Consider the following 24,710-nt stretch of genomic DNA (forward strand, 5'->3'; position numbering starts at 1 on the left):
AAATAACAGACTGTGTATTTTAGGCATTCCCTACAGTTTCAAACAAAGTGTACTGCAGTGCCTTGTAAGCACTTTCTCCCGACAAAGCAACCATCTGAAATGCAACATAATGGCTTTCACAGACTTTAAGTGCATGTATCAACAATGTTTCAACCTGTATATGAGATGGATGCATCCCACCAGCCAAAAGAAGACCTTGCCGATAAATAACTGAATTATTCCTTTGCCAGTAATCAAAATGTCCCAACAACAACTTTTCATTAATTGCTAGCAATAAGCGCTGTATTTCAGCTGTTCGAGCATTTTTAATAAAAAGATCAAACGAACAAGCCAAATGAAGTGCTTCATGCTCTTCCATCCATGAAAAAGCAAGACGATAATTTGCGCGCTTTCCTTCCACACAAACGCTAATTTCATCTTGCGCATCCCGCTCAAACGACCAATCATATTCACAGGCAATCTGTTCGATAAAGTCAACAGGGTGCTCTTTTCTCTCTGTGGCGCAAAATGCAAGCCTCATCACAATCCTCAATCATCTTAAAAACATTGTCAACAGAATATAAACCGCCTAAACTGCAACAATATTTTGCTACAATCAGAACCTTTACACCAAACAAATACACATAAAAACATCGACAGTACACAAACACCCAGAACACAATCGCGCTGTTTAGGGCAACCTGATAGTCATAAAACGAATCATCAAGTCTTTTCAGTGTATTGATACAATTTCATAGCGCCAGCCCCCCTGATTCAAAAAAATGTATTTCACCCCAAAAAAAAATCAAAAATAAATAAATGCTCCGCTCTAACAGACTCAAGATTAAGCATTTTTTAGTTTCACGCATCATATTGAAAAACTGGGGATATTTTTTGAAGATTCTTTTTTTAAGAACCTATTGTACTTTTTTGTGTCTGCGTTCTTTTTCAATCATCTTTTTCTAAATCATCAAGGCGCCTTTTCAAATCAGCATTATCAGCATGGATTTTCAGCATCATCTCCTTAAAAGTCTCAAACTCTTCGCGAGAAACAAGACCAAGTTTGTTTGCTATCTTTTCAGCCTGCACACGAAAAGCTGTTCCAGCTTCACGTCGTATGCCTTGCGCGACGTCAGCAGCATCTGTTGCTAATTTTGCTAATTCATCAAGAATACGATTTGATCCATTACGCATAACATTTTTCCTTAAATTTTAATTATTGACGCACGCATTATAGCGTATTCTCATAACATTTAGATACTGTAATTTGTTCCTTTTACCCTATATTTTACATACTGTGCAGATTTTTCATGACGATTTTTTTAAGATTTTTTAATATTTCTTTTATCACCATATTTTTTTACCGCGATAAACCAGTGGAAATCTATTCCCCTTTCTGACTAGCCTCCCTACTGACTTGACCATTGCGCATTCATCTGTCATTTCTGACCATCAGAGTCACTTTATATTCATCTCGTATAATGTAAGATGCTTAATTCATGAACAATCTTTCTTGTCCAGCCATTGCTTTTCCGTCTTTTCTTGATCCTGTCATTATCCAGCTAGGTCCCATAGCACTTCATTGGTATGGACTTGGTTACGTGGTGGGGATTCTTTTTGCTTGGTGGTATGCGCAAAAATTATTAAAAAAAACATCTCTATGGTATAGAGACCACCCTCCTATGGATAAAGAAAAGATCGGAGATTTTGTTGTCTGGTCTGCCATAAGTGTTGTTGTCGGAGGGCGTTTAGGACAAGTTCTTGTATGGGATCCCATTTACTATTTTAACCATCCAAGTGCTATCATTGCCGTATGGGATGGGGGAATGTCCTTTCATGGCGGACTTATTGGTATTATCATTGCTATGGTCTGGTTTGCCCGCAAAAATCATATTAACATACGAGCCATGTTTGATATCATTGCTGCAGGTGCTCCTATTGGTATCGGCATTGTAAGAATTTGCAACTTCATTAACCAAGAGTTATGGGGCAATATTACTACACGTCCTTGGGCTGTTTGTTTTCCTCTCGATCCTCACTATCTACCGCGCCATCCAAGCCAACTTTACGAAGCTTTCATGGAAGGATTTCTTCTCTTCATCATCTTATGCCTTATCATTTTTGCCTTCAAGGCATTAAAGCGCCCTGGAGCTGTTGCAGGAACATTTATTATAGGCTACGCAGTAGCACGCAGCATTTCTGAAGTTTACCGTGCGCCTCAAGAAGATCCAGAATGGTTTTCGACTCTTTTCCATTCTACTGGTTTTACCTATGGCATGGCTTTATCTCTTCCCATGCTTCTTTTAGGGTTTTATCTTCTTCTCCACGCCTTTAAATATAAATCGACAGAAAATGACCAATCTAAAAGAAAAAATTAAAGAAATTATTGCCCTTAATGGACCAATCACTGTTAGCCAATATATGACGTTGGCACTTACCGATCCTCAATTTGGTTATTATCAAACACAAACACCTTTTGGACGTGCTGGTGATTTCATTACAGCACCCGAAATAAGCCAATTATTTGGAGAGATGATTGGGATTTGGACTCTCGCAAGCTGGAACGCTCATGGTTGTCCTCACCCTTTTATCCTCGCTGAAATAGGTCCAGGACGTGGAACTCTCATGGATGATGTTTTGCGTACCATTCAAAAATTATCTACGACAGCATTTAATGCAGCTGAGGTTTTTCTCCTTGAAATAAGTGAAAAACTCGCAAAAGAACAAAAAAAGCGCCTTTGCCCTTATCAAAAACAAATCCATAGCATTGAAAATTTTAATCAAATTCCTTCAAAACCTCTCTTCCTCATAGCTAATGAATTCTTCGATACACTCCCTATCAACCAATATATTAAAGTCAATGGAGAATGGAGAGAACGCTGCATCACAGTCAATCAAGATGGAGATTTCATCTTTATTGCTGCCCCACATAAACTTCCCTCTTCTTATCTACAAACCTATTGTTCTAAAATGCCTGACGGAACAATTTTTGAATATTCCCCCTTACGGCATCAATTCATGCAACAAATCAGCCACCATTTAGTACAAGTGACAGGTTCTGCTTTACTTATCGACTATGGTGCTGCTGATCTTGCATTTGGTGATACACTGCAAGCACTGTCAAAACATAGATTTCGTGATATTTTTGATGCCCCTGGTGAACATGATTTAACATCCCATGTTGATTTTTCTTTTTTAAAAAACACAGCCCTTGAACAAGGTTGTTTTGCTGAAATCTTCGAGCAAGGAGATTTTCTTTTAAAAATGGGGCTACTGGAGCGCGCAAAACAGCTTGGAGTTGGCAAAAGTGCTCCTTTGCAAGACAAAATCCGCCAGGACATCGAACGGCTCGCTGGTCAAGATCAAATGGGAAAATTATTTAAAGTTTTACATGTTTGTGATAAAAACATCTCCATACCTCCCCAATTTTGATAACCGGCGCTTTTGTCAATAAGCACATCAGTATCTGAAATATTCATTGACTAAAATAAACATCTCCACCCTCGCTTCCAATAATCTCCATAAGGAACTTTTATGAAATCTATCCCTCATCCCATTCTTGCAAAAAATCTTTCTACTTTACAAACCCATGGGATAGAACATGGTTTTTTTACTCGTCAAGGTGGTGTTTCAAAAAGCCTTTACCAAAGCCTTAATGTTGGCCAAAGCTCAAATGATCACCCTGAACATATTATACAAAACCGCACTTTGGTCGCTCATTATTTTGATGTTGAGATACAAAATTTAGTCACTGTCAATCAAATACACTCTTGTGAAGTCGTTGTCGTTGATAAAGCTTTTATCGGCTCCCCTCCTAAAGCCGATGCTCTCGTTACCACCACACAAGAACTCGTAATCGGCATTCTTACAGCAGATTGCGGACCCATTCTGTTTGCTGATCCACAAGCAGGTGTCATCGCTGCAACTCATGCTGGCTGGCGCGGAAGCTTAAATGGAATTATCGAGAAAACAATTGCTGTTATGGAAAAACAAGGAGCCGAAAGACAATCAATAACAGCAGTCCTTGGACCTTGTATTGGTCCTTGCCACTATGAAGTAACAAGCGAATTTTACGACCAATTTATTGATTGCCACAGTAAATACCAAAAATATTTTATAAAAAAAGACAAAATAAATCACTTTTACTTTAATCTGTGGGCATTCATTATGCATCAACTCATAGAAGCAGGCGTTAATGCTTCTTGTGTAGAGCTTTGCACCTACAAAGATGAACAGCGTTTTTTCTCCTATCGCCGTGCAATACACCGTAGTGAACCTGATTACGGACGGCAAATTTCTACTATTATGCTAAAAAATAAAAGATGATCCCCTTTTATTTTTTAAAACAATACCAAAACTGCAAAACTAAACTTTTTACCCAAATGTAAAAATAAATCCTATTGTACTTTGCTTTGCTTTTTTTACAAAATCATTTACCAGCCCATAAAATATGATAGCATTTGCTCTGAATCATTTTCAATGTTTAGTTATAATGATTGAAAGCAAGATTATACTTCTTTGTTATTTACTCCCCTTCATTCATCTTAAATATGAAACATTCCCCATATTGAAAGCATTTTTTTATAAAGTAATAACCAAAAAGCTTAATCAATACGTATTTCTTTGTCGCATGGAGAAAAAACTTTGCTCTAAAAGCAACAAACTTTTGGAAAAAGAGAAAACATACCGCATAGCTCTTTAACAATAATCGATAAAATTGTAAGGCTTTTGTAATCGTTCTCTTGCAATTTAATAAAAAGAAATTAAAAACCGTGTCGCATTCCCACCATGATGATTTAGAGGTTCTACTATGAAACTTTTCTGCGGAAATTCTAATCCACGCCTAGCTGAAGATGTTGCAAATTATTTGAACATCCCCTTAGGCAAAGCAACTGTAAAGCGCTTTGCTGATCAAGAAATTTTTGTAGAACTGCATGAAAATGTACGTGGACAGGACGTGTTTGTTTTGCAATCTACATCCTATCCTGCCAATGATCATTTGATGGAATTGCTCATCATGATTGATGCGCTTCGCCGCTCTTCGGCACGTCGCATCACAGCTGTTATCCCTTATTTTGGCTATGCACGCCAAGACCGTAAACCTGGTCCGCGTACTCCCATTTCCGCAAAACTTGTTGCCAACCTGATTACTGAAGCAGGGGCCCATCGTGTTTTAACATTAGACCTTCATGCAGGACAAATTCAAGGTTTTTTTGATATCCCTACGGATAATCTTTATGCTGTTCCTGTCATTTCTCGCGATGTCAAAGTGCATTATTCTCTTGAAAATGTTATTGTTGTTTCACCTGATGTGGGTGGTGTTGTACGCGCACGCTCGCTCGCCAAGCGTTTGAACAGTTTGCTTGCTATTGTAGATAAACGTCGTGAACGTCCCGGTGAATCAGAGGTTATGAATATCATTGGAGATGTATCGGGAAAAGATTGCCTTTTGCTTGATGATATTGTTGATTCAGGTGGAACTTTATGCAATGCAGCAAGTGCTCTGCTTAAACATGGTGCCAATAGTGTCACGGCTTATATCACGCACGGTGTTCTTTCTGGTAATGCAATCGAACGAATTAGCAATTCAGAGATGAAAGAATTGGTTATTACAGATTCAATTATGCCAACACAAGCTATTGAGAACGCCCATAATATTCGTGTTTTGCCCATTGCCGACCTTATTGGGGAAGCAATAGCAAGGACAGCAGCAGAACAATCGGTTTCCAGCTTATTTGGTTAAAGTGGTTCCTTGGGGTCTCCGGGTGCTGTTTCAACACCAAGATCAGGAAATGCAACAATACGTTGACCACTAAAATGCGTGTGAATAACAATAAGTCCACGCTCTTCAAAGTAGGTTAAAAGTCGGCGTGCACGGCTTAAAGAATGAGTTCCATAAAGACGTGCTAAAAATGCATCCGATGGACATGGCTTTCCCCCTAATGCGGCCTGTGCTACATTCAAGAACACTCCTTGGACATCTTCTTCTAAACTTTCTGATATCTGCAAAATATGTTTCCAATGTTCACTGACAGCCGTTTGTTCATCAACAAAAGCCTGAGCAATAGCCAATTTACGCCGAAACTGTGAAAGATTAAAAGGAACCTTTGACATACCATGGATACGACAACGAACTGAAAAATCTTGATAAAGCACCGCTGTTGAACGATAAAAAGCCTCAGAATCTTCAAGAATTTCCCGAATAATATGTTCTGCTTGGCCGTCACGCTCAACATCAGAAAGTTCAGGAAATAAACTCGGGGTTTCTTCCAACAACTCTTGTTTTTTATGCACTACCTCCTCTAACATCTCGTGCATTGATTTTTCCCTCATCGGCTCTCGTATTTGTTTAAATGGCTTTAAAATTTCCTCTGGTGAAGCAGTAAAAACGAGCTCTTGCACATCATCCCGCTCTGTTGGAAGTGGCATTAATTTAGGGCTAGAAGAGCGTGCCAAAGTTTCAACAGAACCGATAATGATTGGTAAGGGACGTCGTGATAAAGCGGGACCTAAAGCTATAAAATTCCCCCGCTCAAGATCTCTAAACATTTCCGCTTGGCGGCGCTCCATTCCCAAAAGATCAGCAGCGCGCACCATATCAATATCTAAAAAAGTCCGCCCTATTAAAAAGTTTGAAGCTTCAGCAGCAACATTTTTGGCCAACTTAGCCAAACGTTGTGTCGCAATAACACCAGCAAGACCACGTTTACGCCCTCGACACATAAGATTGGTCATAGCACTAAGAGAAATCTTACGTGCTTCATCAGAAACTTCTCCTGCCGCAGTTGGAGCAAACAATTGTGCTTCATCGACAACGACAAGCATAGGATACCAATAATCACGTTCCACATCAAACAGTGCCCCAAGAAAAGCCCCTACAGCACGCATCTGTTGTTCAGTATCCAAACCTTCAAGATTAAATACCACTGAAACCCGATGTTGGCGAATGCGATGAGCAATACGAGTCAATTCTAATTCACTACGTTGAGCCTCTACAATAACATGACCGAATTTATCTGCCAAAGTTACAAAATCGCCTTCTGGATCAATTACACAATGCTGCACCCACTTAGCACTTTGCTCCAAAAGACGGCGTAAAAGATGTGATTTCCCTGAACCGGAATTACCTTGTACAAGAAGACGTGTCGCCAATAATTCTTCCAGATCAAGAAGTGCTGGCATCGATTTATGCAAAGCACGACTCTCTGACATCTCACCCAAGGCAATCTCAACCTTCATAACATCTCCAGTGTTTGATTTTGAACATATCAGTGCCAGCGCATATTGGTTGATTCTCCATCCACACCGTAATTTGTAACATTTCCTCCTTTTTAACGGTAGAAATCATCGATTTTTCCCACAACTCTTGCATCTATGAATAGTTTGAATTATAGAACAAGCTTCTGCGTAGACACCCTTGGAGGCAACGCAGAATGGAGCGATCGCTGTTGGTTAGCGCATATCTTCATATCCATGCAAAAACTATTATTGTTTTTGAAGGATCTCCAATCATGTAAAAAGGACTTAAATTATGAGCAAAAGCTACACTCTTAAGGCCGAAAAACGCGAGCGGGTTGGTAAGGGGTCCTCCCGTGAACTTCGCCGCAACGGTCTTATTCCTGCTGTCATTTATGGTGAAAAACAACCCCCTTTGGCAATAACAGTTCCCTATAAAGAAATTTTCTACAAAATTCATGCCGGTGGTTTTCGTACCACCATTGCAACGATTATTCTTGACAAGCAAAAAATTATGGTTTTGCCAAAAGATTATCAATTAGATCCCGTGCGTGACTTTCCCCTCCATGTAGATTTCTTACGCATTTCAGCAAAATCCGTTGTAGAAGTGAATATTCCTGTCCACTTCCTCAATGAAGATACAGCACCTGGACTTAAAAAGGGTGGTGTCCTCAATATTGTTCGGCACGAAATTGAATGTACTGCTCCAGCAAGTGCTATTCCTGAAGCTATTGAAATTGATCTCGCCAGCTACTCTATTGGTGATTCTATTCACATTTCAGCAGTGCAACTGCCAAAAGATGTGACTCCCATCATCCAAGATCGAGATTTTACCATTGCAACCATTTCAGCTCCTGCTGGCATGGATGTCAGTGATGAAACTTCTGAACAAGAAGATGATGAAGAAGACACGCAAACTTCATAAAACTCAAAAGGCGGGAATTTTTTCCGCCTTAATTTATGAGACACTACCCTTACTCATACTTTGACTGAAGATACACATGTGGCTTATTGCTGGTCTTGGCAATCCTGGTTTACAATATCAAAATAACCGCCATAATATCGGTTTTATGGCTGTTGATGCCATCTATCAGTCCTTCTCTTTTTCTCCATGGTCGAAGAAGTTTCAAGCAGAAATCTCTAATGGTTTCATAAATAATGAGAAAATTTTTCTTATAAAACCGCAAACTTTCATGAATCTCTCTGGTCAAGCTATCGGTGAAGCTTTGCGATTTTATAAATTAGATCTGAAGAATTTGATCATCATTTATGATGAGTTAGACCTGTCACCAGGAAAAGTTCGTATAAAAATTGGTGGAGGAAATAATGGGCATAATGGTATTAAGTCTATTGATGCCCATTGTGGTACTAACTATTGTCGTATACGCATAGGAATTGGTCATCCTGGAAGTAAAGAACTTGTTCATCAACATGTTCTGGGAAATTTTGCCAAATCTGATCAAGAATGGTTATCCCCTCTCTTAGAGACAATCGCAAAAAATATCGCTCTCCTTATAAAAGATGATAAATCCCTCTTTATGAATGAAATTTCACAAACGATAAAAAACAATCAAAGCCATTGACTTGCGTATCACAGTCGCGTGAAGCATATGGATAAGAACTCTTGAAAAAAGAAAAAAATGCCTCTTATACACTTTCTAAAAGGCAAAATCTGTTGGCAACCTGAGAAGCTATAAAAAAAATAAGAATACAATCTTGTATACACTTTTGAAAAAGAAAGGTTTATATTCTCTTTTGAGAGAAAGAGAAGATTGAACAGCAAACCAAAATACTCAAACGGTTCTCTCCAATCTTCTCCCCCAAATTAAAAAAATTCATTTGGCTGAATGGTCGACTGTAGCGGATCATAGCCATTTGATTGTTGACTATAAACTGTAGGAATACTCCTATTGTTTTGTAAGACCACAACACGCGAACCAACGGGAACACGATCATAAAGATCAATAATATCTTGATTAAGCAAACGAATACACCCACTTGAAATAGCACGCCCAATTGACCACGATTCGTGTGAGCCATGAATACGGAAAAGTGTATCTTTCCCATTTTTGAACAAATAAAGTGCCCGCGCACCTAATGGATTATCGGGTCCTGGTGGCATTCCTTTCCCAAGATGACCATAACGTTCTGGTTCTCGAGCCATCATAGCTGCAGTAGGAGCCCAATTTGGCCACCGACGCTTGCGCTGTACAACCCCTTCACCATCAAATGCTAAACCTTCCTTACCGACCCCAATCCCATAACGCAAAGCCTTTCCATTTTCACCAATAAGGTAAAGAAAACACTCTTGCGTATCGATAACCAATGTTCCAGGTGGATAAGATGTATAATAAATCACTTCTTGTCGCCAAAACTTTGGATCAATTGTCGCAAGATCAACAGCAGGTAACAAATAGGTCTCATTCGTTACAGGACCGTACAAAGCCTGTATTTCTGGTGGAATGTATCGAACTTGTTGAAAAGGAACCGATGACATATCTGACTGATGTGTAGCACATCCAGCCAAAGCTAAAAGTGCTGCAATTAAAAAGGCACAACGAGATAACACTCTTCTATTTTCTCCGATTAATTATTTATGCAGATTTGCATATCATGAAAAACTTAGCACATTATTAACATTAATTCGAAGTTTTCTTATCCTTGAGACTAAGGAGAGCATTAAGATAAGAAGAACTAAGGTAAAAAAGCAGATTATCTGTTACTTTAGACTTTTTTCTCACTTATCGCAACACAAAGACTATAACTCTTCTGAAAATATGCTATAAAAAAGAAGCTATCTTGACTATAAAATCAAAAGAAAAGAAAGACTCTCATGGGCTTTAAATGCGGTATTGTCGGATTACCTAATGTTGGGAAATCAACTCTTTTTAATGCATTAACAAAAACAGCCACTGCACAGGCTGCCAATTATCCTTTTTGTACCATTGAACCCAATACCGGTGAAGTTGCCGTTCCAGATTTACGAATGGAAAAAATTGCATCAATCGCTGGTTCAAAAGAAATAATTCCTACACGCATTAACTTCGTCGATATTGCGGGGCTTGTACGAGGAGCTTCAAAAGGCGAAGGTTTAGGAAACAAATTTTTAGCCAATATTCGCGAAGTCGATGCCATTGTCCACGTTTTACGATGTTTTCAAAATGAAGATATTACCCATGTAGAAGGGCGTATTGATCCTGTTAGTGATGCCACAACCGTTGAAACCGAACTCATGCTTGCGGATCTTGAAAGTCTTGAGAGACGAATCATACAAATTCGTAAACGAGCAACCGGAAAAGATAAAGAAGCTCTCACAATTTTACCCCTTATGGAAAAAGCATTAAACATACTGCAACAGGGAAACCCTGTCCGGTTATTACTCAAAGATATCTCTTCCGATGAACACCCCATTCTTAAGAGTTTGAATCTTTTAACCTCCAAGCCTGTACTTTATGTTTGTAACGTAAGCGAAAATGACGCCGCTCATGGAAATAGCTTTACCCAAACAGTTGAAAAAATGGCAACAGAGCAAAATGCGCAAAGCATTATCATTTCTGCTTCTATCGAAGCGGAAATCACACAACTGAGTGATGCTGAAGCATCAGAATATCTCAATGCTCTAGGACTCTTCGAACCAAGTTTAAATCGCCTTATTCGTGCTGGCTACTCTTTGCTTGATCTCATCACTTACTTCACCTGTGGGCCTAAGGAAACACGAGCATGGACAATTACGCGTGGTACAAAAGCTCCCCAAGCAGCTGGCGTTATTCACTCAGATTTTGAGCGCGGTTTCATTCGTGCCCAAACCATCAGTTACAATGACTATATTGCTCTGGGTGGAGAAAGTGGTGCAAAAGAAGCAGGAAAAGCCCGCGATGAAGGAAAAGAATACATTGTACAAGATGGCGATGTCATGTTATTTAAACATAATACTTAAATCTTCACTCTGTCTTAATAGTTTATCTTGAAAACTTTGTAATAGGTCCTTGGAATCTTGTAGCAAAAGCTGCCAAGAATTTTTTGAACAAAAAAATGTTGCTAGCATATTATTATGATAGCAACAGTTTTATCCATTAAAGAATGGACATATAAAATTAGCGCGCCCAACGCCCTTCGTATTTAAATGTTGGAGCGTCCTTTAAAGAATCCTTTGTCGCATTTGTAATGAGTTTCCATTTACCATAATCATTTGTCATCTGGATTGTTTCTGGAGAAACGACTACATAACTCTCGCCTATGCCAAGAAAACCACCAACAGCAACAACAAACCCTGCAATATTATTTTCACGCAAAATAATATCTTTTACTTCACCAATATTTTCATCTTCTATATTATAGACATTGGCGCCTATAAGGCTGGAAGCAACAAAATCCGTTGCTAAAGGTGTCACATAACGCACAGACTTATCTACCCCCACCTGTACAATACCCGTAGAAGAGATCATTTCAGGTTTTGAAGGCACTTCAAAAGACTGGGCGTAAGTACTAGAAACCATCAAAATTGACATAAGAGTAGTACATGCAATTTTTTTCATTTTAACATCTCCGTTTTTACTTTGCTTTTACTTTATAAAATCTCAATGCATCATAAACAGATTTGTTCCTTATGCTCTTTATACTCTATACTCTTTCAAGCCTTGTCGCTTTATCATTTTCTCTTTATTTCGTCTTTTGTTTCTTTCTCTAACTCTTCTTCTAAACCACACCAAATACGATTTTTTAAAATATAAACAAGCCCTGCAAAAATGATTAAAAATAAAATAACACGAAAACCGGTTTTTTTACGAATTTCCATATGAGGATCGGCAGCCCACATCAAAAAAGCAGAAACATCGCGCGCGTAATGTTCAATGATTTCTGGAGTTCCATCTTCATAAGCAACCATACCATCACTCAAAGGAGGAGCCATAGTTAAAGAATTCCCGCCAATAAAATAAGGATTATACCAATAACCATCCGCAACTTTTATCTCCTTCGGTGCCTTCTGATATCCTGTTAAAAGAGCTGTAATATAATCTGGACCAGCTGTATCATAATGAGTCAATGCATCAGTAATTAAAGCAGGAAAAGGCAAAGATACACTACGTGCACGTACCATCAATGACAAATCTGGAGGATAAGCACTATTCAAAATAAATCTTGCTTCTTCTTCATGCGCAAAGGGAGAAGGGAAATAATCCGTTGCAACCCCAGCACGTTTAAAAAATTTTCCTTCTCGATTAGGACCATCGCGCACTTCATATTGCCCCGCCAAAGCTTTAATCTGTTCTTGATCATACCCAAGAGCTTTTAAATTGCGAAAAGCCACATATTTTAGCCCATGGCAGCTGGAACAAACTTGTTTATAAACCTTTAACCCACGCCTCAATTGCGCCTTATCATAAAGCCCAAATGGACCTGAAAAACTCCATTCTTGTTTTTTAGGAATCCTTAAAGGAAAAGAAATAAATTCCTCCTCCTGATCAGAGGCATCTCTCGCTAAACTCTGAGCAGAAAAGCTCATAGCAACGATAACAATCAGTCCGACAAAAACATTTACCATAGTCTCTTTTTTTTCTGTTTTAAATCTTGCATAATTGAAGAAGGAAGAGAACAATTTTTTTCAAAGGCTGGCAAAGTAGGCAAAATAACCAAAAAGAATATAAAATAATAAACCGTAGCCAATTGCGTCCATAAAAGGATTTTGTCATTTATTTCTTTTGACCCCAACCAACCAAGGAAAACGACATCAATAACCAACGCCCAAAAGAAAATTTTATAAACAGGTCGATATCTTGCTGAACATATTTTAGAGCGGTCTAACCATGGCACAAAAATTAAAATGCAAATCGAACTGACGAATAAAACAAAGCCCACAAAAGTGGAAGGGAAAATACCAATATCAAAAGTTATAGCACGAAGTATCGCATAAAAAGGCAAAAAATACCATTCTGGAACCACACGAAGAGGTGCTTTTAAAGGATCTGCCACATTATAATTTTCAGCCTGCCCCATATAATCGGGCATATAAAACAAAAACCAGGCAAAGAAGATCAGAAAAACAGTAATAGCAAAAATATCTTTGATAAGCGCATAAGGTGAAAATGGAACCGTTTCCTTATCTGATTGTATAGCAAGACCCGTTGGATTGCCTTGCCCAACACAATGGATTGCCCAAATATGCAGCCCCACAAAAAGAAGCAAAACAAATGATAAAACATAATGGAAAACATAAAAACGATTCAACGTTGGTTGTCCTACGCCATAACCACCCAGAAGTGTCTCATGCAACCATGTCCCCACCAAAGGTATCGTTTTTAAAAGCCCTGCAATCACTGAAGCCGCTGAAATAGACATCATCCCCCAAACAAGCACATAACCAAAAAATGCTATTGCCATCATGATGATATAAATAAAAATACCTGTAACCCACACCATTTCTCGCATATTTTTATAAGAACCATAATAAAGTCCACGTGCCAAATGGATATAAACAGCAATAAAAAAAAACGAAGATCCTACAGAATGCCATGGACGAAAAAGCCAACCAAACTGCCCTTCACGCCGAAATCGTTCACTAGTTTCAAAAGCCAAATGAATATCTGGAACATAATGCATAGCCAAGACAATACCAGTCAAGAGCTGTGATAAAAGCATAATGGTCAAAATACCGCCAAATGTGTAAAAGTAATTAAGATTACGCGGAACAGGAAAAATTATAAATGTATTATAAAAAAAACGAGGAAGAGGAAAACGCTTATCAAACCAACGAGCAAGAGCATTTTTAGGACAATAAGGAGGAAAGCTTGTCATAACCTTATCCTATTTTGAGCAAAGTATCAGAAAGAAATTGGTAAGGTGGAATAGCCAAATTATAGTTAGCTGGACCTGACCGCACTCTTCCAGCAGTATCATAAACAGACCCATGACAAGGACACAACCATCCTCCAAATTTACCCGATTGCCCAAGTGTTACACAGCCTAGATGCGTACAAAGATTAATAACAATAAGCCAATTTTCACGTCCTTTACCTGCTGAACGCGCAAAATCTGTTGCTTCTTTTTCACCTTCAAGATTAGGATTTCGCGCTTGACGGTCTTTTAGAAGACTTAATTTAGTAGCGCGCGCATCAGCAATTTCTTTTGTCGTACGATTTCGAATAACAACAGGCTGTCCTCGCCACTTTACCGTCACCGACATCCCCTCTTCAATACCAGAAAGATCAACCTCAACAGAGGAAGATGCCAAAATAGCTTCATCTGGACGCAACTGACGGATAAAAGGCCACGCAACCGCTCCCATTCCAACTGCTCCTGCAACAGCTGTTACCAAAAACAGAAAATCCCGCCTCGTTTGCTCAACCATGGCCTTAACTTAAAGAGACTATTTGCTAAAACATTCTTCTACCATACCCTCTCCCATTGTACAATGCTTGATCACTGAGTTGCCTCAACCATAACAACATGCCTGTAAAAAACTTCTGCCATTTGTATGGTCTATACAAAAAACTGCTTTATAATGATAATTCATCGTTTTACAGAGTGAATGAAATACTGAAACACCGTAAACTTCTTTCATTTCAAACCTATTCATATTAATCAATCAAAATTACTCCCCCGCCTGTGAAAAATGGAGATAGCGTGTAAATAAACACTCCTAAAGAAAGAAACATAGTCTTGTTATGACCAGGTCTCAGTAAATAAGTTGAGCTTATCGATTATTTCTTTAACACATTTACAGCACCTCTCCCTCCCTCAATTCCAACTGGTTGAATGAGTATTTTTTCCGCTTCTGCTTTTGCATAAAAAGCATATTTTGTTGATTTTCATTAAAATGGATGATCTAACCTTATTAAATATCCCACTTTTCAACATAATGAGCCAATCCATTTCATGTATCGCTCAATATAAAGGAAGTCCCTAATAGGGAGATTCTCTCTTATCCCAAACAAACCTGTGTACATAACTTTTTCCCTGAAATTTAAAGTGAATAAAAATTAAACGTAAAAAAACATGTATTTCTCAAAGCATATTTTTCGAATAAATTGTGGCGCTTCTTTACAAAGTCGAAAGAAAAATCATATTACAGAGAACATGACACTTCATATAGCTCTTTTCCAACCTGATATCGCTGGTAATACTGGAACGATTTTACGTCTCAGCGCTTGTTTTGGTTTACATGTGCACATTATTGAACCCGCAGGCTTTAATCTGTCGGATCGTAATCTCAAACGCGCAGGATTGGATTATCTCGAATATGCTTCCTTAAAACGACACATCGATTGGCAACATTTTATAAGCTCCATGAAACACTTTAACCGCCGTCTGTTGCTTTTAAGTACAAAAGCAAAAACATGCTATACGCAGATATGCTATCAAAAAAATGATGTTTTACTTTTTGGTCGTGAAACAGCTGGGGTTCCCGATTATGTTCATGAAGCTGCCGATTACACATTGAAAATTCCCATGCAACCACAGGCACGCTCTCTAAATCTCGCCATGTGCGTAGCCATAACAACGGGAGAAGCATTACGACAAATTGGTTATCATGAAAGAAACTGTAATCTATAAAAACACAACAATTCCATTAAAATCTTTAGTAGAATATAATGAGTAATTAAAAGCGCATAAAGTTCAATAATACTTTTGGAATAACTTACAGAATGCCTATAAAAACCCATAAATTATCACGAAAACAATATACAACATATAAAGAACAGTTAGAGCGTATAACGCTTATCATTTTCCAACAATCAAGTGCTGATAAAATAAATATTTCTTAGTGCTCATCACATCCATTTCATATCACCACCTATGAATGATTAAATACTCCTCATAGTAAAAATCCATTGGACATCCCCCTCTTTATGCTCATACAAAGTGCAAACCGCTATCATTATTCTTTTTATCCGTTTTCACTTTCAAAATCCTTATCTTTGAAATGGTTCATACGAGACTTTTTTTCTCTCTGTAATCATTTTTCCTCACACGGATTTCCCCACTTGTAATGTGTAAGGCTATAATTTTGATTGATGTAATAAGAACAGGTTTGAAATAACCTTACAATATTCAGAGCTCTTGTTTCACATGACGAATAATGAATTATTATTATAAATCAATTTTTTCTAATAATACATGACGATCCATTAAAAATCCGCTTTCAACCCATATCATTTCTAACTCTTTAAGCTTTTTTCCTAAAAGCACACCTTTAGCAAAACCTTTCTTTATTAAATCGTTACCATTAATGGGAAAAGTTGGAATCTGCCATTTTTTGGCAAGTTGATGAAGCTTGACATAATCCTCTGCTTTTTGCAAAGCATCACTTTTTTCCAGATTATCGAGATGTGATGCAGCGACAGACAACGATAATTGATCTAAAACTGGCTGTCGTCCATGAAAATAAATCAGTTTTTGCACAAAATGATCAGAACTGTTTTGGTTTATTATTTCTAACTCTGCCCATTCTTTTAATCGCGTTCTTTCTTTATGGGAAAAATGCAAGCGCTGTGCCATTTCATGAAGACGTATGGGGTCAGGAGGAAGAAGGCTTTCTAGCCGTAACAATGGATCAACTTTCCAACCAAGAGCGTGTTCTGTCTTCACCAATGCGTGAATTGCATCAATACCCCATCGTTCTGTTTCAGGAAAAATGAGTGCCAAAATTCTGCTTTGTCGCATCCATAACAGAGCACGCGTTGGATCAAACGCCGTAAGAAGCTTTTTCATTTCTGCCCAAATACGTTCAGAAGAAAGTTTTTTTAAACCGTCTTTTAAACGAACACATGCCTTCAATCCTTGTACATCAGGTCGCCCTGCTCCATACCATGCAAAAAAGCGAAAAAAACGTAAAATACGCAAATAATCTTCGCAAATACGATCTTCTGCAATCCCAATAAAACGAACTGTTCGGCTAGCAATATCACTCAAACCTCCCACATCATCATAAAGATTGCCAGCAGCATCACAATAAAGCGCATTTATCGTAAAATCCCGCCGTTCAGCATCTTTTTTCCAATCACGACCAAATGCCACTTTTGCATGACGACCATCTGTTTCAATATCGCAGCGAAGCGTTGTAACCTCATAGGAACATGAATGAGCAACTACTGTTATTGTACCAAAAGTAATCCCTGTAGGAATAGCTTTAAATCCTGCTTCTTCTACACGTGCAATAACCTGTTGCGGCAAACAGGTTGTTGCAATATCAATATCACTAATAGGCTGCCCTAGCAGTTGATTGCGCACTGCTCCCCCTACAATACGCGCCTCTTCTCCCTCCTCAGATAAAACACGAAGAAGTGTTTGGATATCCCTTTGTTGTAACCACGCAACCTGTTTGAAGTCCTGTCTTATGTTCACCCTTTAACCTTTCAAAAAAGTTGTCTTCATTGCTTTAAAGAACTCTCTTCATACAACAAAATTTTTAAGACATCCCTTATAAAACACGTCTATTCCTTCCAAAAAAACTTTTCTCTTCTTGTATACGAATATGAAAAAATGGCATATGATACTTCATTTCTTCTCATTTTCTGTTACAAACAATAAGATATCCATTATCATGCAGAGAAAATTACCATTTTTGCGACAAACGCCTTAAGGAAGAAATATGAGTCAACATGATCCATCATCCAATTCTGTAAAAAAGGTCAATATCAATCATGATGCTCAAGTCATTATTGATGATATTGATACGGCACACAAAGAATTGGATATTTTACAACAAGAAATTGACAAAGTTATTTTTGGGCAAAATCAGGTAATCGAATATGCTTTAATCGCTATTTTTGCTGGTGGTCACGCCCTTCTTGTCGGTGCTCCAGGACTTGCAAAAACACGTCTTGTTGAAACATTGGGAACAGTCTTAGGGCTTGACGAAAAACGCATCCAATTTACTCCTGACTTAATGCCATCGGATATTATTGGTTCTGAAATTATGGATTCCGATAAAGACGGTAAACGTTCTTTTCGATACATTCAAGGTCCTATTTTCACGCAACTTCTCATGGCCGATGAAATCAATCGTGCTTCTCCACGGACACAGTCAGCCCTTTTACAAGCTATGCAAGAATATCATGTTACTGTTGCAGGTAACCGTTATGATTTGCCACAACCTTTTCATGTTCTTGCAACGCAAAATCCTCTCGAACAAGAAGGAACCTATCCACTTCCTGAAGCGCAACTAGATCGCTTTTTGATGCAAATCGATATTGACTATCCTGACCTCACAACAGAGCGACGGATCATTTTAGAAACAACAAAAGAAAAGAAATCAAATGCAAAACCAATTTTATCTGCCAAAAAATTGCAAAAAATTCAAAATATCGTTCGCAAAATGCCTCTTTCAGAAAATGTGATCGAAGCTATTTTAAAAATTGTCCGCTCAACTCGCCCTCATAAAGACAATAGCCTTGCTAATACTTATGTTTCTTGGGGACCTGGTCCACGGGCATCACAAGCCCTTTCACTTTGTGTTCGCGCCCGTGCTCTTTATTATGGACGCTTAGCCCCCTCACTTGATGATGTTGAAGCATTGGCCTATCCCGTATTACAACACCGCATGGCTCTTAATTTTTCTGCCCGTGCTGAAGATATAACCGTAAAAGATATTATCAATAATCTTGTGAAAGATGCTCTTTGAATGGCTATTGGCAAAAAAGTTTTACAAAAGCCTCCATTGTCGCTGGCAAATGAACTCCATAAGGATATTGGCAAAATGCCATATTTCCTTTTACAAGCGCGTCATATCGCTAATACACTGATAACCGGATGGCATGGACAACGTAAACGCGGTAATGGGGAAAACTTTTGGCAATTTCGTCCCTATATGGAAGGAGAATCCATTACCCGCATTGATTGGCGTCGCTCAGCGCGTGATGAAAATACGTATCTCCGCGAACACGAATGGCAAATGACACAAATCGTTTGGCTCTGTCTCGATCAGAGCGCATCAATGCATTACTGTTCGCGCTTTTCTAAAATCTCTAAAGGTAATCATGCCATTATTCTTACCCTTACCCTAGCATCACTTCTTGCTCGCAGTGGCGAACATATTGCTATTCCAAACTTAATGTCCCCCACAATGACATCAAATGTCGTAGAGCGAATAGCCTTTGCTTTAGAAAATCATTCAGATGAAAATTCATTTCCGGATTTTTCAACGATTACACGCTTTTCACATGTCGTTATAATGAGTGATTTTCTCGACTATCCTGAAAAAATCATCCAACATTTAACTGTTTTAACTACAAAACAGGTGACAGCTCATTTAATTGAAATTTCTGATCCCGCAGAAGAAAGCTTTCCCTACACAGGCCACACAGAATTTTTTGATCCTGAAACGAAAGAGAAACATGTTTCCACAAAAGCAGAAGATCTTCGTAAGAACTATTGTAAACTATATCACGCAAGGCGACAAGAATTGGCAAATTTTTGCGCACGCCAAGGATGGTCTTATCATGTTAGTACAACGGATCAACCTTTAACAGAGACCATTTTTTATCTTGCAAATACAATGGGCGGCTCTCCATTGCAAAAAAGGGGGGCGCTTTGAGTTTTTCTGCTCCCTTTCTGTTACTAGGGCTTTTATTCCTACCGGTCATTTGGTGGCTGTTGCGGATAACTCCTCCATCTCCGCGTAAAGAGCTTTTCCCTCCGTTACGCTTCTTACCCAAACCGACTCATCAGCAAGAAACAGCAAAACATACACCTTGGTGGTTGCTCTTGTTGCGTTTAACCATAGCGGCACTTGTTATCATAGCTTTAGCACGCCCCACGTGGAATCAAAAACCAATCAGCTTTTCGGGATCTCAACCCCTTGCACTCATTATTGATAATGGTTGGGCTTCTGTAAAAGAATGGAAAAAGCGCATCTCTATCGCTGAAATGCTCCTTACACAGGCAGAAAAACAGCAAAAAAATATTTACCTTGTTGCAACGGCTGAAAATGATATCTCCAATATAGAGCCCCAACCAGCTAAGATTATAAAACAGCATTTAATGCATTTGCAACCGCGTCCTTGGTCTGTCAACCGTGTGCATGTCTTAAAAAAACTCAGAAAAATAACCAAAGGAAAACCTCTTGATATTGCTTATTTAAGTGATGGATTACAAACAAATGAAGATGAGCAAACTTTTGCTTTGCTTGAAGAATTAAAACCTGAAAAATTCTTATGGTATTTGGCGGATATTTCCGATTTAATCGGTATAACATCCGTAGAAAATAATGATGGAAGTATGGTCGCGCGTATTATCCGCTCAACAACACACGGCAAAACTTCCGCTACACTCAACCTCTACGATTCAAACAATCAACTTCTCGGTCAATTTACGAAAAATTTTTCTGAAGGAGAAACAACAGCTCTTGTCCCTTTTGATGTACCACTTGAACTACGCAATGACATCGCTTGGATAAAAATGAATAATCAAAACCATGCTGCTGCAACTTTCTTGGTAGACAGCCATAATAGGATAAGCCGTGTTGCTCTTCTATCACCCGATACCAATGAAATGGCACAGCCTTTACTTTCTCCATTTTATTACATTATCAAAGCATTACAGGAATATACACAGCTTATAACCGCCGGTGGAAGAGAGCTTTCAACGGATATTGATTATTTGCTTAAACAAAATCCATCTGTTTTCATTATGAGCGACATGGTTAACATGCCTGAAAAAGCAGAAAAAAAACTTTCTGATTTTGTGAATAAAGGGGGAACACTCATCCGCTTTGCAGGAGAAAAACTCAGTAGTGCAGAACATTATGATAGTCTCCTTCCGATACCGCTGCGTCAGGGTCAACGTTTCCTTGGAAGTATTATGTCTTGGACGAAACCACAAAAGCTTGCTCCTTTTGCAAAAAATAGTTTTTTCTTTGATCTCCCTTTTCCAGAAGATGTCTCTGTCTCGCGCCAAATCCTCGCAGAACCAGCCCCAGATCTTTTTGAAAAAACGTGGCTTAGCCTTGCGGATGGAACCCCTCTTATTACCGCAGCAAAACGTGGTAAAGGAACCCTCATTCTCATTCATGTTGCTCCTGACCCAACATGGTCTAATCTTCCTCTTTCTGGCTTTTTTGCACAAATGTTGCAAAAACTAATCACATTAGGGTCTCACGAAAACACCAACCTAACACATAGAGAAAAAAGAACAATGGTACAAAACCCGTGGCGAACCATAGCCGCTGACGGACAATTACAAGTACCGCCCTCTCATGTTGTTCCACTGGTCTTTGACTCTCAAAATCCACCCCATCCTTCCTATAATACTCCCCCAGGACTTTATGGTGTCAAAAGCGATTTTTATGCACTCAATCTCTTAACTCATTCGTCGCACTTGATGAAACAATCATCATTGCCAACTTCTCTTAATAAAAGCCCTTTATCTTACGATACAAAAGAAAAAAATCTTATCGGTCCACTTTTAGGATTAGCCATCTTATTATTCGCCTTTGACAATTTTCTCATTTTATGGATGGGAGATATTTTTTCTTTCATGAAACGGCGTAATATATTTCTCCTCCCTTTTATAAGTCTTATTGCCTTATTTTCATATGATCCAACACTTCATGCACAAACGAAAGAAAATCATCATGATAGTGTACAAGCTGCTGGTGCAACACATCTTGCCTATGTTATAACCAATAATCATGAAATTGATACAACGAGTAAAAGTGGTCTAGAAGCGTTAAGTCAATTTATCGCAGAACGTACAATGCTTACCCCAGGCTCTGTTACAGCACTTGATCTCGATAAAGATGAACTCTCTTTTTATCCTCTTATTTACTGGCCAATTGATGTTAAGAGTCCTATACCTACCCCCAAAAGTCTTGAAAAAATAAATAACTTTATGAAACATGGGGGAACAATTTTATTTGACACACGCGATCAGATAAAGAGTAATCTTAATCTTGAAGGAGATGCCACTCCAGAAACGCAACGATTACGAGATATCTTAAAAGAGTTAAATATTCCATCCATTGAGCCAGCATCAACGGATCATGTTGTTGCACGTTCTTTTTATATTATGCCAGATTTTCCTGGTCTCTACCGTGGTTCACCTTTATGGATTGAATCCTCATCAACAAACAAAAAAAATAAAAATTCTCTTGCTAGCGGTGATAATGTAAGTTCTCTTCTCATCACCGCCAATAACTTTGCCGGGGCTTGGGCACTCGATGAAAAAGGGACATGGAAATATCCCCTTGTTCCCAATGATCCAATGCAACGTCTATGGGCATTTCGTGCAGGTTTAAATATTGTCCTTTATGTTCTTACAGGAAACTATAAAGCGGACCAAGTTCATGTTCCAGCACTCTTGGAACGCTTTAAAAGAGAAAGAAGGCAATGATATCATTTTTCACTTTTCAGCCTTTTTTACCACTCATTTGGATTCTGTTCTTAAGTGGAATATCAATGCTTTTTGTCGTTGTTGGTCTTGTTACGCAACGTCAAGGTTCTTTATTTCGTCTGATGGCATTAAGCGCCCTCATCCTTGCTTTGCTCAATCCAATGATCATAAAAGAACAGCGCGAACCACTGAAAAGCACCGTAGGTATTGTTATTGACCGCAGCAAAAGCCAAACATTTGGAACACGTACAAACGACAGTGATGAAGCGCGCGCGCAATTAACGCAAGCATTAGCGCATTATCCACAATTTGAACCACGCTTTATTGAAGCTGGAAAACTTGCTGATAATCAGTATGCGCCCTCAACGAATTTGTTTGAGGCTTTAAAACAAGCAGTATCTGATGTACCGCCCTCTCGTTATGCAGGAACCATTTTTATCACCGATGGACAAGTGCATGACATTCCTGACCTATCAGACCTTCATCATGAAGCCCCTCTCAATGCCCTGATTACAGGGCACTCAGATGAATTTGATCGCCAAATCAAGTTTATTTCTCCTCCACGCTTTGCCCTTGTCAACAAACCACAAACGCTCTCCATTTTGGTAGAAGATAAAGGGCCAGCCCAAAAAACAATACCACAGAAAGCAAATATTACATTAAGCGTCAATGGGCAAGACATTGGCCATTATTCTGTAACTCCTGGCGTGATTTTTCAAACTGAAATTACCCTTCCTCATGCTGAAAAAAATATTATCCAAGTGATAACCGATCCACACAAAGGTGAACTAAGCTTTGAAAACAACCGCGCCATAACAATCATTGAAGGAATCAGAGAAAATTTACGCGTTCTTCTTATTTCAGGTGCTCCTTATAATGGAGAACGGACATGGCGAGACCTTTTGAAAGGTGACTCCAATATTGATCTTGTTCACTTTACTATTTTACGTCCTCCCACCAAAGCAGATAATACGCCCTTAAGCCAATTATCCTTGGTGGTCTTTCCGACAAGAAAACTCTTTGTTGAAGAGATTAATAACTTTGATCTCATCATCCTTGATGGCTACCAGCACTCTGCTGCTCTACCCTTAATCTATTATGATTATATCGCCCAATATGTACAAAAGGGGGGTGCATTGCTGATGGTAACAGGACCTGAATTTACAAAAAACAACTCACTTGCGAAAACACCTTTAATAAGCATTCTACCGGCATTGCCCAATGGAACTATTATTGAAAAGCCTTTTCGCCCCACATTAACCAAAGAAGGTGAGCGCCATCCTGTCACAAGGGGACTTGCAACACTTAACCTTCCAGCTTCTCAATGGGGGCAATGGTTGCGACAAATTGCTATTCAAAACATAAATAACGGAATCGCCCTCATGAAAGGAGCCGATGAACAACCACTTTTACTTCTCGCGCATGTTGATAAAGGACGTGTAGGCATGTTGCTCTCCGATGAAAGTTGGCTTTGGGCACGAGGTTTCGAAGGCGGCGGTCCTTATGCAGCTCTTTATCGTCGTATTGCCCATTGGCTCATGAAAGAACCAGAGCTTGAGGAAGAAAAATTAAGTGCAACTAGCAGCCATCATCATTTAACAATTCGCCGCCAAACTCTAAAAGACCATCCAGAACCCGCTGAAATAACCTTTCCTTCTGGAAAAAAAGAAAATATCACTCTCACCAAAGAGCAAGAAGGTCTCTTCAGCGCAACCGGGACCACTGATGAAACAGGAATTTTTACCATTAAAAATGGCGATTTAACAATACTTTCTTCTGTAGGGATACTCGATAATCTTGAATTGTTTGACTTAATTTCAACACAAGAAAAACTAGCTCCCATTATTAAGCACACCGGTGGTTACATCGGACGGTTACACCCTGAGGGAAAAGAAAACATTCATCTTCCTCCATTCAAGCTGATTCAATCAAAAATAAACCCGTCTTCTTCCCCAGCACATTCAATTGTTCTGAAAGAAGCGACAGAAACCCGTTTAATTAATACCTTTTATTTTTCGATATTTTCTGGTTTCTTGGCGCTGCTTGCTTGCCTTTTACTGTTGAGCAGCATGTGGTATCGTGAAAGCCGTTGAAAAATCTGAAATTTCATATAATAGTCTTAAAATTCAGCTTATTTTTTTGTGTATTTTCTTGTCTTTTACAATTAG

General features: G+C 38.8%; 21 protein-coding genes. 12 read left to right on the forward strand and 9 right to left on the reverse strand.

What is annotated here, in order from left to right:
* Positions 1–19: 19 nt before the first annotated feature.
* Positions 20–520, reverse strand: coding sequence for a YbjN domain-containing protein (locus ACFIKG_RS00700; RefSeq protein ID WP_375648329.1), 501 nt, complete (start codon positions 518–520; stop codon positions 20–22).
* Between the two features lie 407 nt (positions 521–927).
* Entirely contained in the window at positions 928–1,173 is a 246-nt protein-coding gene (locus ACFIKG_RS00705; protein ID WP_375651562.1) for an accessory factor UbiK family protein, read from the reverse strand.
* Positions 1,174–1,478: 305 nt separating this feature from the next.
* Here ACFIKG_RS00705 and lgt point away from each other — a divergent pair, with 305 nt between their 5' ends.
* The 4 genes from lgt (at position 1,479) to ACFIKG_RS00725 (ending at position 5,722) form a co-directional block, all read left to right on the forward strand.
* Positions 1,479–2,357: a prolipoprotein diacylglyceryl transferase gene (gene lgt, locus ACFIKG_RS00710; RefSeq protein ID WP_375625788.1), complete on the forward strand. Its 879-nt coding sequence runs from the start codon at positions 1,479–1,481 to the stop codon at positions 2,355–2,357.
* Positions 2,332–3,411 carry a class I SAM-dependent methyltransferase gene (locus ACFIKG_RS00715; RefSeq protein WP_375651563.1) on the forward strand — a complete coding sequence of 360 codons (1,080 nt, stop codon included), beginning with the start codon at positions 2,332–2,334 and terminating at the stop codon, positions 3,409–3,411. Before lgt ends, ACFIKG_RS00715 begins: the two co-directional genes overlap by 26 nt.
* 102 nt (positions 3,412–3,513) lie before the next feature.
* The gene (pgeF, locus tag ACFIKG_RS00720; RefSeq protein ID WP_375651564.1) at positions 3,514–4,305 is read left to right on the forward strand and encodes a peptidoglycan editing factor PgeF; all 792 of its coding nucleotides are present in this window, start codon (positions 3,514–3,516) and stop codon (positions 4,303–4,305) included.
* 484 nt (positions 4,306–4,789) lie between these two features.
* Positions 4,790–5,722 carry a ribose-phosphate pyrophosphokinase gene (locus tag ACFIKG_RS00725; RefSeq protein WP_375625782.1) on the forward strand — a complete coding sequence of 311 codons (933 nt, stop codon included), beginning with the start codon at positions 4,790–4,792 and terminating at the stop codon, positions 5,720–5,722.
* Here ACFIKG_RS00725 and ACFIKG_RS00730 read toward each other — a convergent pair.
* On the reverse strand, positions 5,719–7,218 hold the full coding sequence (locus ACFIKG_RS00730; RefSeq protein WP_375625076.1) for a helicase HerA domain-containing protein: 1,500 nt from the start codon (positions 7,216–7,218) through the stop codon (positions 5,719–5,721). The genes ACFIKG_RS00725 and ACFIKG_RS00730 overlap by 4 nt on opposite strands.
* Positions 7,219–7,510: 292 nt before the next feature.
* On the opposite strand from ACFIKG_RS00730, the gene ACFIKG_RS00735 reads away from it, so the two are divergent.
* A complete protein-coding gene (locus ACFIKG_RS00735; RefSeq protein WP_375625077.1) occupies positions 7,511–8,140 on the forward strand; it encodes a 50S ribosomal protein L25/general stress protein Ctc in 630 nt (209 codons plus the stop codon).
* Positions 8,141–8,216: 76 nt separating this feature from the next.
* The gene (pth, locus tag ACFIKG_RS00740; protein WP_375651565.1) at positions 8,217–8,798 is read left to right on the forward strand and encodes an aminoacyl-tRNA hydrolase; all 582 of its coding nucleotides are present in this window, start codon (positions 8,217–8,219) and stop codon (positions 8,796–8,798) included.
* 242 nt (positions 8,799–9,040) lie between these two features.
* Here pth and ACFIKG_RS00745 read toward each other — a convergent pair whose 3' ends face one another.
* The gene (locus ACFIKG_RS00745) at positions 9,041–9,784 is read right to left on the reverse strand and encodes a L,D-transpeptidase (RefSeq protein WP_375648323.1); all 744 of its coding nucleotides are present in this window, start codon (positions 9,782–9,784) and stop codon (positions 9,041–9,043) included.
* Positions 9,785–10,048: 264 nt separating this feature from the next.
* On the opposite strand from ACFIKG_RS00745, the gene ychF reads away from it, so the two are divergent.
* Positions 10,049–11,152, forward strand: coding sequence for a redox-regulated ATPase YchF (ychF, locus tag ACFIKG_RS00750; protein ID WP_375625777.1), 1,104 nt, complete (start codon positions 10,049–10,051; stop codon positions 11,150–11,152).
* Positions 11,153–11,309: 157 nt separating this feature from the next.
* On the opposite strand, the gene ACFIKG_RS00755 is transcribed toward ychF, so the two are convergent.
* The 4 genes from ACFIKG_RS00755 to petA all read right to left on the reverse strand — a co-directional run bounded on the left by ACFIKG_RS00755 (position 11,310) and on the right by petA (position 14,560).
* On the reverse strand, positions 11,310–11,750 hold the full coding sequence (locus ACFIKG_RS00755; protein WP_375625080.1) for a PRC-barrel domain-containing protein: 441 nt from the start codon (positions 11,748–11,750) through the stop codon (positions 11,310–11,312).
* A 113-nt stretch (positions 11,751–11,863) separates the two neighbouring features.
* Complete coding sequence (locus ACFIKG_RS00760) at positions 11,864–12,757, reverse strand: cytochrome c1 (RefSeq protein ID WP_375651566.1); 894 nt, start codon at positions 12,755–12,757, stop codon at positions 11,864–11,866.
* A complete protein-coding gene (locus tag ACFIKG_RS00765; RefSeq protein ID WP_375651567.1) occupies positions 12,751–14,007 on the reverse strand; it encodes a cytochrome bc complex cytochrome b subunit in 1,257 nt (418 codons plus the stop codon). Before ACFIKG_RS00765 ends, ACFIKG_RS00760 begins: the two co-directional genes overlap by 7 nt.
* Positions 14,008–14,011: 4 nt before the next feature.
* The gene (petA, locus tag ACFIKG_RS00770) at positions 14,012–14,560 is read right to left on the reverse strand and encodes a ubiquinol-cytochrome c reductase iron-sulfur subunit (protein WP_375625083.1); all 549 of its coding nucleotides are present in this window, start codon (positions 14,558–14,560) and stop codon (positions 14,012–14,014) included.
* Between the two features lie 728 nt (positions 14,561–15,288).
* Here petA and ACFIKG_RS00775 point away from each other — a divergent pair.
* Positions 15,289–15,765 (forward strand): tRNA (cytidine(34)-2'-O)-methyltransferase, encoded by a 477-nt coding sequence (locus ACFIKG_RS00775; protein ID WP_375651568.1) that lies wholly within the window; start codon positions 15,289–15,291, stop codon positions 15,763–15,765.
* Positions 15,766–16,302: 537 nt separating this feature from the next.
* Here the strand turns inward: ACFIKG_RS00775 and ACFIKG_RS00780 are convergent.
* Positions 16,303–17,556 (reverse strand): CCA tRNA nucleotidyltransferase, encoded by a 1,254-nt coding sequence (locus tag ACFIKG_RS00780; RefSeq protein ID WP_375651569.1) that lies wholly within the window; start codon positions 17,554–17,556, stop codon positions 16,303–16,305.
* Between the two features lie 247 nt (positions 17,557–17,803).
* Between ACFIKG_RS00780 and ACFIKG_RS00785 the strand changes: the two genes are divergently transcribed.
* The 4 genes from ACFIKG_RS00785 to ACFIKG_RS00800 are packed head-to-tail and all read left to right on the forward strand — an operon-like array spanning position 17,804 to position 24,635.
* Complete coding sequence (locus tag ACFIKG_RS00785; RefSeq protein ID WP_375651570.1) at positions 17,804–18,835, forward strand: AAA family ATPase; 1,032 nt, start codon at positions 17,804–17,806, stop codon at positions 18,833–18,835.
* Positions 18,836–19,747, forward strand: coding sequence for a DUF58 domain-containing protein (locus ACFIKG_RS00790; protein WP_375625766.1), 912 nt, complete (start codon positions 18,836–18,838; stop codon positions 19,745–19,747). It begins immediately after the preceding gene.
* Positions 19,744–22,542 (forward strand): DUF4159 domain-containing protein, encoded by a 2,799-nt coding sequence (locus ACFIKG_RS00795; RefSeq protein WP_375625764.1) that lies wholly within the window; start codon positions 19,744–19,746, stop codon positions 22,540–22,542. Before ACFIKG_RS00790 ends, ACFIKG_RS00795 begins: the two co-directional genes overlap by 4 nt.
* Positions 22,539–24,635: a glutamine amidotransferase gene (locus tag ACFIKG_RS00800; RefSeq protein WP_375625762.1), complete on the forward strand. Its 2,097-nt coding sequence runs from the start codon at positions 22,539–22,541 to the stop codon at positions 24,633–24,635. The genes ACFIKG_RS00795 and ACFIKG_RS00800 overlap by 4 nt, the downstream gene beginning before the upstream one ends.
* Positions 24,636–24,710 lie beyond the last annotated feature (75 nt).

Source organism: Bartonella sp. LB28NMGDW (genome assembly GCF_042194435.1).
Lineage (GTDB): Bacteria > Pseudomonadota > Alphaproteobacteria > Rhizobiales > Rhizobiaceae > Bartonella > Bartonella grahamii.